The sequence below is a fragment of the Streptomyces sp. NBC_01450 genome (assembly GCF_036227505.1).
GTDB lineage: Bacteria > Actinomycetota > Actinomycetes > Streptomycetales > Streptomycetaceae > Streptomyces.
Genome location: NZ_CP109480.1, coordinates 3,750,622 through 3,763,533, shown reverse-complemented (window position 1 = coordinate 3,763,533; position 12,912 = coordinate 3,750,622). Strand labels below are relative to the sequence as shown.

The following is a 12,912-nucleotide window of genomic DNA, read 5'->3' as shown; positions in this document are numbered from 1 at the left end:
TGGGTAGAACCTACGGCAGGGGATCGGGCTCCGACAGACGGAATCGCGTCCCGTCATGCACCCCGCACACGTTCTTCACACGCTCTGACCCCGGTCGCCGCAGCCCCGGAACCAAGCGGAATCCGCTCAGCGCGGCCGGCCGGGTCGCGGGGCTGGGACGGGTGGGGCCTCAGATACGGGCGAAGGCCTGCTCGATGATGTCGAGGCCCTCGTTCAGCAGATCGTCACCGATGACCAGCGGCGGCAGGAAGCGGAGGACGTTGCCGTAGGTGCCACAGGTCAGGACCAGCAGGCCCTCCTGGTGGCAGGCCTTGGCGAGCGCGGCGGTCGCCTCCGGGTTGGGCTCCTTGGTGGCGCGGTCCTTCACCAGCTCGATGGCGATCATGCCGCCACGGCCACGGACGTCGCCGATGACGTCGAACTTCTCGGCCATCGAGCCGAGGCGGGCCTTCATGACGGCCTCGATGTTCTTCGCCTTGGCGTTGAGGTCGAGCTCCTTCATCGTCTCGATCGCACCGAGCGCGCCCGCGCAGGCCACCGGGTTGCCGCCGTAGGTGCCGCCCAGGCCGCCCGCGTGCGCGGCGTCCATGATCTCGGCGCGGCCCGTCACGGCGGCGAGCGGCAGACCGCCCGCGATGCCCTTGGCGGTGGTGATCAGGTCCGGGACGATGCCCTCGTCCTCGCACGCGAACCACTGGCCGGTGCGGCAGAAGCCGGACTGGATCTCGTCCGCGACGAAGACGATGCCGTTGTCCTTGGCGAACTTGCTGATGGCGGGAAGGAAGCCCTTCGCGGGCTCGATGAAGCCGCCCTCGCCGAGCACCGGCTCGATGATGATCGCGGCGACGTTGTCGGCGCCGATCTGCTTGTTGATCATGTCGATCGCCTGGGCCGAGGCCTCGGCACCGGCGTTCTGCGGACCGGTCAGCCAGCGGTAGCCGTACGCCACCGGCACCCGGTAGACCTCGGGCGCGAACGGGCCGAAGCCGTGCTTGTACGGCATGTTCTTGGCGGTCAGCGCCATCGTGAGGTTCGTACGGCCGTGGTAGCCGTGGTCGAAGACGACGACGGCCTGACGCTTGGTGTACGCGCGGGCGATCTTGACGGCGTTCTCGACGGCCTCGGCGCCCGAGTTGAACAGGGCCGACTTCTTGGCGTGGTCACCCGGGGTCAGCTCGGCCAGCGCCTCGGCGACGGCGACGTAGCCCTCGTACGGCGTGACCATGAAACAGGTGTGGGTGAAGTCCTGGAGCTGCGCGGAGGCGCGGCGGACGACGGCCTCGGCGCTCGCGCCGACGGAGGTCACGGCGATGCCGGAGCCGAAGTCGATCAGACGGTTGCCGTCGACGTCCTCGATGATGCCGCCGCCGGCGCGCGTGGTGAAGACAGGGAGCACCGAACCCACACCGGCCGCGACCGCGGCGGTGCGTCGGGCCTGCAGCTCCTGCGACTTCGGGCCGGGGATGGCGGTGACGACGCGGCGCTCCTGCGGAAGTGCGGTCATGAGGGGCTCCCTGATGATCTTGCGAACCGGACGGCCCCGCGGCGGACGGGGTGCGCCGGGCGGGGTGTTTTCGGACTCTTGACTTCTTTCTTCGCAGGCTAGGGCCGGGAACGGGGGGTCGGCATGCTCCATGTGGGCGTTGTCGGAGGATTCCGTTGTCCGCGGTGGACATAGAGGCCCTCGGGGTCGGTGATCCCATGCCGTCGCCGGTCCCCCGCCGCTGCGCCCGGGCAAGGCGCGGACCCGGCCGCGTAAACGGTGAACTCCCCCCGCAGGGGCACTAGATTGACTCGCGGACGAAGCACGGAGCGGCTGGTCAGGGGGCAGGGCGATGGACGGCGACGGGACACAGGACGCGCGGGGCGGGCATACCGGTGCGGTGCCGGGACCCGCCGTGCCGCCGCCACCTGGTAAGGCACCCGCGCCTGCGCCACCTGGAGTACCCCCCATGCCGAGGGGGACCCCGCCGCGGCCCGCGGGTCTGCCGTCCGTGCCGGAGCAGTCACCGGCCCCCCGGCCCACCGTCGCCGACTGGCTCAACAAGCCGCGCCCCGCCGCCGGCCCCGGGATCTGGCGGTACGGATACCGGGTGCGTCGCCCGTCGAAGGGGCGGGAGCGGCTCTCGCCGGTCACCGTCGTCGGGCTCGCGGTCCCGCTCGTGGTGGCACTGGTCGTCTGGTCGCTGTGGCGCCACGGCAGCGTCCCCTACATGTGGGTCGTGCTGAAGCTGTTCACGCCGGACGACTGGTGGTGGAGCGGCACCACCTCGCCCAAGGAGTGGCAGGGGGCGGAGGCCATCGAGGTCTACAACGGCGTCTTCTTCGGCGTGCTGGTGTACGCCATGGGCCGGCTGGGGAGCTGGCCCGAGGTCGTCCGCCACTACGTCACCGGGCGGCCCCAGCCCCTGCGCGCCGCCCTCGCCGCGCTGGGCGCGCTGATCGCGCTGACGTTCGTTTTCCCGAACGCCTTCCCCGGAGTCGGCTGGGACGCCCTGCCGGTCGTCGCCCCGCTGTTCTCCCTCGTCGCCCTGGTCTTCGGCGGCTACGACCTGTTCCAGTCGCAGCTGATCACCGACGGGCTCTACACGCTGATCACCCTGCTGGTCCTGTGGCCGTTCGCCCGGATCGGCGCCTGGCGCGGGTACGTCAGGGAGTGGCTCGCCGCCCGAGCCGCGCGCAACGCGGCACAGGAGGACGGCACCGCGAAGTTCGCGCCGGACCTGCCGGCCGCCCAATGGCCCGAACTCCGTGACGCCGGACAGCACGAGGCGGCGGAACTGCTCACCGCCGAGGTGCTCGGCGGCCGGATGAACGACGTGGACTGTGCCCGGGTGCGGCGCGCGTGGACCACGGCGAAGTGGGACGCCACCCGCCTGACCGCCTTCGTCGACACCGTGCTGCGACGGGGCGGAGCGGCCTGGACGCATCCCTCCGGGGCCCGCGACCTGCCCGCGCGCACCGCGGCGCACGACGTGCTCGTGGGACAGGTGCGCATCGGGCGGTGGACGACCGGAGACCGTACCCCCGAGGCCTACGACGGCGGGGGCGCGGCCCTCGACCCGGAGGCCCTGGGCACCTCCCTGCTCGCCGTCGGTCCTTCCGGCTCCGGGAAGACCCGGCACCTGGTCGGCCCCGTCGTCGAGTCGCTCGCCCTGCAGGCGCTCACCGGGCGGTGCGCCGTCGTCGCGGTCGCCGCCGCCGGGACGCCGCTCGGCCCGGACTCGGCCTTCGACGTCGTGGTGAAGATCGGCGACCCCGCCTCCGTCCACGACCTCGATCTGTACGCGGACTCCGAGGACCCCGACGAGGCGGCCTCCTTCCTCGCCGAAGGCCTGGCCGGGGACCTCGACACGGTGGCCGGCCAGCGGGCCACCACCGCGCTCGCCCAACTCCTCGGCCCCTACCGGGCCGTGCACGGCACGTTCCCGCCCATGGCCGCCCTGCGGGAACTCCTGGAAGGCGTACCGGCGGCCCTGACCGCCCTGCACGAAGCCCTTTCGGAGCCGCGGCACGCCGGGATGCGCCGCGAACTGGAAGCACGTATGCGGCAGGTCGGCAGCCCGGCCGACGCGGGCCCGGCGCTCGCCGACCGGCTGGCGCTCCTGGACCGGCCCGCCTTCGCCGACTTTTTCGGCGCGGGTGGCACGACCCGGGCGTTCTCGCTGCGCGCCGTGGCCCATCATCCGCTGCGGGTGCGGATCGACCTGCCCGAGCACGGCCACGAGGAGGCGGCCCGGCTGCTCGCCCGGCTCGTGCTCGCCCAGTTCACCGCCGTCGTACGCGGCGGGGAGCGCCCGCACTTCGCCTGCCTGGTCCTCGACGACGCCACCGGAACGCTGACCACCGACTCGGTACGCCGCATTCAGCGCCTGCGTTCCCAGAACGCGGGGGTGGTGCTCGCCCTGCGCACGATCGGCGACATCCCCGAGGCACTGCACGGGCCGCTGTACGGCGCCGTGGGCTGCCGGATGGCCTTCTCCGGCGTCACGACGTGGGACGGCAGCCGCTTCGCCCACGCCTGGGGCACGGAGTGGGTGGAGACCCGCGACGTGGCCAAGCACACCGTCTTCGCGGACCAGCCGATGACCCGGGCCATCCACGCCCTGCGCAAGCTGGTCACCGGAAAGGCCGTCACCACGGACGCGGTGACCATAAGGAAGGTCGAACGGGAGCGGTGGTCGGCATCCGAGCTGGCGCACGAGGTGCCACCGGGGCACGCGGTGCTGTCGCTCACCACGGTGACGGGAGAACACGCGCCGCCGTTGCTGGTGGATCTACGGAGCTGAGCCCCGCGACCGTCCGCGGGGGGCGGGACAGAGGCCGGGGGGCTGACCGCGGCGTCTGGACATAAGGTCACCGGCTGACCATACGGTGAGGCAGAATCGACATAGGTCGTTCATACGTTGCGGCCAAAAGTTTTAAATGATCACACTGCCCGTGACCGTCGAAGATCCTGTGAAGACCTGAAGGTCCCATGCGCCCCACGCTCGCCTCGCTCGTCCACCACTCCGCGCTCAAACTGACCGTGCGGGCGGGCGAGGACCGTCTGGACGTACCCGTCCGCTGGGCCCACGTCAGCGAGCTCGCCGACCCCGTGCCCTATATGGAGGGCGGGGAGCTGTTGCTGATCACCGCGCTCCAGCTGGACGCGGAGGATCCGGACGTCATGCGGCGCTATGTGAAGCGGCTGGTGGGGGCCGGGGTCGTCGGGCTCGGCTTCGCCGTCGGGGTCAACTACGACGAGATCCCGAAGGCCCTGGTCGACGCGGCGGAGGAAGAGGGCCTGCCACTCCTGGAGGTCCCCCGCCGCACCCCCTTCCTGGCGATCAGCAAGGCGGTGTCGGCCGCGATCGCCGCGGACCAGTACCGGGCGGTGACGGCGGGCTTCGCCGCGCAGCGCGAACTGACGAAGCAGGCACTGAACGACGGCCCCGAGGGGCTGCTGTCCGCACTGGCAGGACAGGTGGACGGCTGGGCGGCCCTGTACGACGCGTCCGGCGCCGTCGTCGCCACCGCCCCCGAGTGGGCCGGGCGCCGGGCCGCGCGGCTCACCCCCGACGTGGAACGACTGCGGGAGCGCCCCGCGCCCGCCAGCTCCGTCGTGGGCGGCGAGGACCGCGTAGAACTGCACACCCTCGGCACCGGGCGCCGCCCCCGCGCCGCGCTCGCCGTCGGAACGGCCGCCGCCCTCGGCACCGCCGAGCGCTACGCCGTGCACTCCGCGATCGCGCTGCTGACCCTCACCACCGAACGCTCCCGGTCACTGCACGCCGCCGAGCAGCGCATCGGGGCGGCGGTGCTGCGCATGCTGCTCGCCGGGCAGCCCGAGCACGCGCGGACCGTGGCCGGGGACCTGTACGGGGAGCTGCTCGACGCGCCCTTCCGGCTGATCCTCGCCGAGTCGGCGTCCGCGTCGGCGGCCCGGGCGCACGCCGACGGACACGCGCGGGTGGCCGCCGCGAAGCCGTCCAAGGCCCCCGTCGCGGCGGTGGACCCGACGAACGGCGACCCGCTCGGCGGGCTCGCCGAGATCGTCGAATCCGCCGCCGCCCGCTCCGGAGAGTCCGTGCTCGTCGTGCCCGACGGGGAGCGGCTGGTCGTGCTCGCCGTGGACGGGGGCGCGGCGGTGACGGCGTGCGGGGAGTACGCGGCCGCGCTGGACGCCGCGCGGATCGCCGGCCGGGAGCAGCCCGTGGGCGACGAGGACGAACTGGTCGTCGGGTTGTCGGCCCCCGCCGGGCCGATCGCCGCGGCCGCCGCCTACAAGCAGGCCGAGCAGGCGCTGTCCGTGGCCCGGCGGCGGGGGCGGTCGCTGGTCGAGCACGAGGAGCTGGCCGCGGGGTCCGTCCTGCCGCTGCTCGCCGATGATGCGGTGCGGGCGTTCGCGGACGGGTTGCTGCGCGCGCTGCACGAGCACGACGCCACCGGGCGGGGGGATCTGGTCGCCTCGCTGCGGGCGTGGCTGTCCCGGCACGGGCAGTGGGACGCCGCCGCCGCGGACCTGGGTGTGCACCGGCACACCCTGCGCTACCGGATGCGACGCGTCGAGGAGATCCTCGGCCGCTCCCTCGACGACCCCGACGTCCGCATGGAGCTGTGGCTGGCACTGAAGGCGACGGCGGCGGCGGGGGAGTAAGGACCCCGGGTGGGTTCTTCGTCCGCGGCCGACGGGGGCCGATCGCGCCGTTCGTTCAGGGGCGCGGGGAACTGCGCGGTCTTTTCGGGGGTCCGGGGCGGAGCCCCCGGGGACGGGACGGGTAGGGGCGGCGGGGGCGAGGAGAACCCGGCGGTCACCCCGACCGTGCCAAAGCGGAGTGCCGCGACCCGGTACTGCTACGTCCCGGACAAACGACCTCCCGCCACCCCGGCCCTACCGTGGACCACGAAAGCCAAGGACTCCTCAACCTCGGAAGGGCCGGGAATCGACATGACTTCCACCCACGCCTTCTGGCTCGCCGGCCGCCAGGCCACCGGTGAGACCACCTTCGATGTCACCTCGCCGTGGGACGGCCGGGTCGTCGGACAGGTCAGCGTCCCGACCGAGGCACAGGTCGAGGAGGCCGTCGCCGCCGCGTACGCCGTACAGGACGAGTTCGCCGCCACCCCCGCCCACGTACGCGCCGCCGCCCTCGACCACGTCAGCAAGCGCCTGGTCGAGCGCACCGAGGAGATCGCGCAGCTCATCTCCGCCGAGAACGGCAAGCCGATCAAGTGGGCCCGCGGCGAGGTCGGCCGCGCGGTGTCCGTCTTCCGGTTCGCCGCCGAGGAGGCCCGCCGTTTCAACGGCGGCGAGGCGCAGCGCCTCGACACCGACGCCGGCGGCCAGGGCCGCCTGGCCCTCACCCGCCGCTTCCCGAAGGGCGTCGTCCTCGGCATCGCGCCCTTCAACTTCCCCCTCAACCTGTGCGCCCACAAGATCGCCCCGGCCATCGCCGCCGGCGCGCCGATCATCCTGAAGCCGGCGCCCGCGACCCCGCTGTCCGGCCTGATCATCGGTGACCTGCTCGCCGAGACGGACCTGCCGGCCGGCTCCTGGTCGATCCTGCCGGTCTCCAACGACCGGATGCCCGCCCTCGTCCAGGACGAGCGGCTCCCGGTCATCTCGTTCACGGGGTCCGAGAAGGTCGGCTACGCGATCATGGACTCGGTGCCGCGCAAGCACTGCACCTTGGAGCTCGGCGGCAACGGCGCGGCCGTCGTCCTCGGCGACTGGGCGAGCGACGAGGACCTGGACTGGGCCGCGACCCGCATCGCCACCTTCTCCAACTACCAGGGCGGCCAGTCCTGCATCTCCGTGCAGCGCGTGATCGCGGACGCGGCGGTGTACGACCGGCTGCTGCCGCGCATCGTGGCCGCCGTCGAGGCCCAGGTCACCGGCGACCCCTCGGACGACAAGACGGACGTCGGCCCGCTGGTCAGCGAGGCCGCCGCCCAGCGCGTGGAGTCCTGGGTCGACGAGGCCGTCCGGTCCGGCGCCACCCTCCTCGCCGGTGGCAAGCGCGACGGCGCCTCCTACGCGCCGACCGTGCTCACGGACGTACCGGCCGAGGCGACGATCTCCTGCGAGGAGGTCTTCGGACCGGTCCTCACCGTGCGCAAGGTGGACGGGGAGGCGGAGGCCTTCGCCGCCGTCAACGACTCCAAGTACGGCCTCCAGGCAGGCGTGTTCACCCACGACCTGCAGGCCGCCTTCCGCGCCCACCGCGCGCTGGAGGTCGGTGGCGTGATCGTCGGCGACGTGCCGTCCTACCGCGCCGACCAGATGCCGTACGGCGGTGTGAAGCAGTCCGGTGTCGGACGCGAGGGCGTCAAGTTCGCGATGGACGACTACACCTACGAGCGGGTCCTCGTCCTGACGGGCCTCGCGCTCTAAGGACACAACAGCTCAAGGGCGCGACAGCCGACGGCCGGAACCCAACTGTGCGGGGGTTCCGGCCGTCGGCATGTCCCCCTGGTGGCCGGCCTGTCCGGACCCTCAGCCGGAGAAGCCGACCCGCGCGAGCCGCAGCGGGCCGCGCAGCCTGAGACGCAGGTCGTGCACACCGGAGGCCGCGAACTCGGCGCCGGTGGTGGTGTAGTCGTACGGGCCCTTCGTCGCGCCGAAGGTGACGGTCGCGAGGGACGGGCCCCCGTCCAGGGACACCTCGACGACTCCCTCGCCCGACACCTCGACGTCAACCCGCGTGACACCGGTTCCGAAGTCGCAGCTCCGGTAGACGAGTTCGCCCGTCGCGTCGGCCCGCGGTGTCACCGCGTCGCCCGACACCTTCGTACGGTCGACGATCTCGGTGTCCCGCTGTTCGTCGAAGTCGGCCGCGTTCAGGCCCGGTTCGCCCACCGGGCGGGGCGCGGCGGGCTCGCCCGCGAGGTCGAGCGTGGCGCGCAGGCGGATGTCCTCGCTGGACGCGCCCGCGAGGAGCTCGTGGGCGCCCGGCTCCAGACGGGGGCGGCCGACTGCCACGTCCCAGAACTCCAGTGCGGAGAGGGGGAGTTCGAAGGTCAGCCGGTCCGAGGCGCCGGGGGCGAGATGGAAGCGGCGGTGTGCCAGCAGCTCGCGGCGGGGGCGTGGCACCGACGGGTGCACGGTGCGCGCGTAGAGCTGGGCCACCTCGTCGGCGGGGGCCTCGCCCGTGTTGGTGACCGTGAAAGAGACCCGCAACGCCTGCTCCGTCGCGGTGGCCTCGAGATCGTCGTACGCGAAGGACGTGTAGGAGAGGCCGTGGCCGAACGGGAACAACGGGACGCCCTCGAAGTACAGATACGTCTGGCGGCCGCCGATCACGTCGTAGTCGAGCAGGTCGGGCAGGTCCGCGTCGGAGGCGTACCAGGTCTGCGGGAGGCGGCCCGCGGGGGAGACGTCGCCGGCGAGGACACGGGCCAGGGCGGTGCCCGCGGCCTGGCCGCCGTGTGCGGTCCACAGGACGGCCGGGAGATCGGTGGGGTCCACCGCGTAGGGGTACGCCGAGACCAGGGCGAGGACGGTGTCCGGGTTCGCGGCGCGGGCGGCGCGCAGCAGGCGCTCCTGGTGGGCGGGGAGCCGGAGGGTGGTGCGGTCCTCGGTCTCGCGCCCGTTGATGTGCGGGTCGTTGCCCGCCACGACCACGACGACGTCGGCCGCCCGTGCCACGCGGGCCACGGCGTCCTCGCCGCGCTCGGTGAACTCCAGCTCGAAAATCTCCGGGGCCTCGTCGGCAACCTTGACGCCGTCGGCGGCGACAGAGACGTGCCCATCCGTCCCGACGTGCCTCAGGAGGTGGCCGTTCGCATGGGATCCGGCGCGGGAACCCGCCGGTTCGAGGCGGAACGTCTCCTGGACGACCCAGCCGCCCGGCTGGTCGGCGGACGCGCGAAGGTAGCCGTCCTCGGCGATCGAGAGGTAGCGGCCGTCGGGGGCCCGCAGGGTCAGCAGCCCCTCGCCCCAGTCGATCAGCGCGAGGTCGGTGCCGGTGGCGTCGGTGGTGAGGGGCGGCAGGTCCGTACGGCCCGCGAGCAGGGCCGGGTCCAGCGCGCCCTCGGCGCCGCGCACCTCGTCGGCCGCGTCCCCGGCCGGGGGCACCGCCAGATACGTACCGGAGGAGGTCCTCAGGCGTACGCGGTCCACGCCCTCGGCGAAGTCGACGTGCTCGGCGCCGAAGCGCTCGTACAGGCCCTCCAGCGGTGTGCAGCGGTGGATGAGCGTGCCGCTGTACCAGTCCAGCTTGCACTCGTCGGCGAGGAGGCCGACGACGGCGACGCGCACGCCCGGGTTCAGCGGCAGCAGGCCGCCGTTCTTGAGGAGGACGATCGCCTGCTCGGCCGCCTCGCGGGCGAGCGCGCGGTGGGCCGGGGTGTCGAAGTCCGAGGTGCCGGCATGGGGGTCCGTGTGTGGGTCGAACTCGCCGAGCCGGAAGCGGATCGCGAGCTGACGGCGGACCGCCGTGTCGATGTCCGCCTCGCTCAACAGGCCCTTCTCCAAGGCCCCTCGGACCCGGTCCACGATCTTCGAACCGTCCGTGCCGTGGTCCGTGAAGCTGTCGACCCCAGCGAGGACCGCGGCGGCGGTCGCCTCCTCGTGGGTGTCGAAGTAGCGCTCGGAGTCGACCAGGTTGGAGGGGGCGCCCGCGTCCGAGCAGACCAGGAGCTCCTGGTCGGTCCAGGTGCGCAGGTGTTCCGCGAGATACGGGGAGACATGGTTGGGGCGGCCGTTGACCAGGTTGTACGCCGGCATCACGCCCGCCACCGCGCCCGCCTCGACGGTCGCGCGGAAGGCCCGCAGGTCGTACTCGTGCAGCACGCGCGGGCGGACCGAGGAGGAAGCGGTGTCCCTGTCCGTCTCGTTGTTGTGGGCGAGCCAGTGCTTGAGGACGGGAGCCGTGCGCCAGTAGTCGGGGTGGTCGCCGCGCAGGCCCCGGGTGTACGCGGTGGCGATCGCGGAGGTGAGCCTCGGGTCCTCCGAGTAGCCCTCCTCGTTGCGGCCCCACAGCGGGTGGCGCAGCAGGTTGACCGTGGGGGACCAGACGTTGAGGCCCACGCGGTCGTCGCGGGCGCGCATCGCGCGGACCTCGGCCGAGACCGCCTCGCCGACGCGGCGCACGAGTCCGTCGTTCCAGGTCGCGCCGAGGCCGACGGCCTGCGGGAAGACCGTCGCCGGGCCCATCCAGGCCACGCCGTGCAGCGCCTCCTGGCCGGTGCGGAACGCGGCCACCCCGAGCCGCTCCACGGCGGGCGCGTACTGGTGCAGGAACGCGATGCGCTCGTCGAGCGTGAGCCGCGCCAGCAGATCGTCGATGCGCTTCGCGAACGGCAGCCGCGAATCGCGAAAAGGCGGCGTAGGCGGCGTTTGTGCGGTCACGTGGTGATCCCTTTGCGATGGAGCGACAGGGTGCTTTCGAAGCGCTTCGATGCTGGTTCGCCCGAGGGGCGGGTGTCAAGACACCTCGACGCAACAACTCCGTTTCCTCATTGGCATTTCAGGCGCCCGATGAGGCTGATCCAGTCCTGTACACCTCCGAGGAATCTTGGAATCGGCTCTTGTGCACCCCCAGGTGTTCACTTAACCTCGCAGCAACATCGAAGCGCTTCGACTAGTGGGGCGGCTCCCTCGGGGGCACGCAGTCCTCCACGCAGTCCTTTGAGGACCGCTTCGGCTCAGCCAGTTCCACTCAAGACACCGCAGCCGACGGCTCCACCGCCGGGTGTCCTGCTGTGCGCCATGAAGGGTTGACGCAATGACGCCGAACGCCGCCACCTCCGCTCCCAGCCGGAGAAGCTTCCTCGCCTCCACGGCGGTCGCCGCCGCAGCGGTGGCGGGAGGGATGCCGCTGCTCGCCGCCTGCGGCGGTTCGGACAGCGGCTCGGGCGGGGGCACGTCAGCGGGCAAGAACGCCAAGAAGCTGCTGCCGGCCTACGTCGCGACCAATGTGGTGACCCCTGACATCGCCGCCAAGAACGGCTCCGCGGTCGGCTTCACCACCAAGCTCGACATCGCTTCCCTGAAGACCTCGGTGCCGAAGAAGCTCGGCAAGGGCGGCAAGGTCAGCATCATGTCGCCGTTCTGGGGTTCCCCGCCGAAGGGGGACAACGCCTACTACAAGGCGATGAACGATCTGATCGGTGTCGACGTCCAGTGGCAGAACCAGGACGGCAACACCTACGACCAGAAGCTCGGCGCGGTCCTGGCCTCCAGTGACATCCCGGACGTCGTGGTCATCCCCGGCTGGAACATGGGCGGCAAGATACCCAGCGCCATCATCGGCAAGTTCGCGGACCTCGGCCCGTATCTCTCCGGCGACAAGGCCAAGGACTACCCGAACCTGGCCGGGATCCCGTCCGACGCCTGGCAGCGCTGCATCTTCGGCGGCAAGCTGCGCGGGCTGCCCATGCCGTCCTCGTACGTCGCGAACATCGTGCCCCTCTACCGCAAGGACATCTTCGACAAGGAGGGGTACCAGGTACCCACCTCTGCCGATGAGTTCATGGCCCTGGCCAAGGAGATCACCAACGCCAAGGCCAAGCGCTGGGCCTGCATGGACATGAAGTGGACCGCCTTCAACGCCTGGGGCGTGCTCTCCGGCAGCGAGAAGGCGCTCGGCTGGAACATGGTGGACGGCAAGCTGATCTACCGCGTCGAGACCCAGGAGTACCTCGAAGCACTGGAGTGGACCCGCAAGCTGTTCGCCGCCGGGTACGTCCACCCCGACGCCAAGCTCGGCAAGAGCCAGTCCACCGACCCTGGTCCCAAGTTCGCCGCAGGCGAGTTCCTCATCTACAACCAGGACATCTCGCAGTGGTGGAGCCGCACCGCCGAACAGGCCACCCAGAACCCGGACTACAAGATCTGGGGCATGGACATCTTCGGCCACGACGGCGGCTCGCCGACTCTCTGGGCCGGTGAGCCGGCCAACATCTTCGCCTTCGTCAGCAAGAAGGCCTCCGAGTCCGTGATCCGTGACGTGCTCGCCGTCGCGAACGTCACCGCCGCGCCGTACGGCACCAAGGAGTACATGCTCACCAACTACGGCGTCGAGGGCACCCACTACACCGTCAAGAACGGCGTCCCCACCAAGACCGACCAGGGCAACAACGAGGTCCTCAACGCCTACGTCATGGTCGCGAGCCCCACCGCGACCATCGCCCACCCCGACTTCCCCGAGGTCGCCAAGGCGCAGGTCGAGTGGCAGCAGCGGATGGGCGCCTTCACCAAGAAGTCCTCCTTCTACGGCATGCAGATCACCGAGCCGTCCCGCTACACCAACCTCTCCAACGACTTCGAGCAGCTGGAGGACGACATCGTCCGCGGCCGCAAGAAGATCAGCGACATGCAGCAGGCCGTCTCCGACTGGAAGAGCAAGGGCGGCGACAAACTGCGCGACTGGTACAAGAAGCTGCTCGACGAGAACGGCTCGGCGACGAGCTGACCGGCACCGAGGC

Annotated in this window: 6 protein-coding genes; 4 read left to right on the top strand and 2 right to left on the bottom strand. The window is 71.7% G+C overall.

Going from position 1 to position 12,912, the window contains the following annotated elements; all coding sequences use genetic code 11:
- Positions 1-169: 169 nt before the first annotated feature.
- Complete coding sequence (gene gabT / locus OG568_RS16710) at positions 170-1,504, bottom strand: 4-aminobutyrate--2-oxoglutarate transaminase (protein ID WP_329532164.1); 1,335 nt, start codon at positions 1,502-1,504, stop codon at positions 170-172.
- 331 nt (positions 1,505-1,835) lie between these two features.
- On the opposite strand from gabT, the gene OG568_RS16705 reads away from it, so the two are divergent.
- From OG568_RS16705 to OG568_RS16695, 3 genes are all read left to right on the top strand, one after another.
- Positions 1,836-4,289, top strand: coding sequence for an ATP/GTP-binding protein (locus OG568_RS16705; protein ID WP_329532163.1), 2,454 nt, complete (start codon positions 1,836-1,838; stop codon positions 4,287-4,289).
- Between the two features lie 188 nt (positions 4,290-4,477).
- The gene (locus OG568_RS16700) at positions 4,478-6,139 is read left to right on the top strand and encodes a PucR family transcriptional regulator (RefSeq protein WP_266586268.1); all 1,662 of its coding nucleotides are present in this window, start codon (positions 4,478-4,480) and stop codon (positions 6,137-6,139) included.
- 291 nt (positions 6,140-6,430) lie between these two features.
- Positions 6,431-7,876: an aldehyde dehydrogenase family protein gene (locus OG568_RS16695; protein WP_329532162.1), complete on the top strand. Its 1,446-nt coding sequence runs from the start codon at positions 6,431-6,433 to the stop codon at positions 7,874-7,876.
- Positions 7,877-7,978: 102 nt separating this feature from the next.
- On the opposite strand, the gene OG568_RS16690 is transcribed toward OG568_RS16695, so the two are convergent.
- Positions 7,979-10,834 carry a glycoside hydrolase family 3 C-terminal domain-containing protein gene (locus OG568_RS16690; RefSeq protein ID WP_329532161.1) on the bottom strand — a complete coding sequence of 952 codons (2,856 nt, stop codon included), beginning with the start codon at positions 10,832-10,834 and terminating at the stop codon, positions 7,979-7,981.
- A 376-nt stretch (positions 10,835-11,210) separates the two neighbouring features.
- On the opposite strand from OG568_RS16690, the gene OG568_RS16685 reads away from it, so the two are divergent.
- A complete protein-coding gene (locus tag OG568_RS16685) occupies positions 11,211-12,899 on the top strand; it encodes an extracellular solute-binding protein (protein WP_329532160.1) in 1,689 nt (562 codons plus the stop codon).
- Positions 12,900-12,912 lie beyond the last annotated feature (13 nt).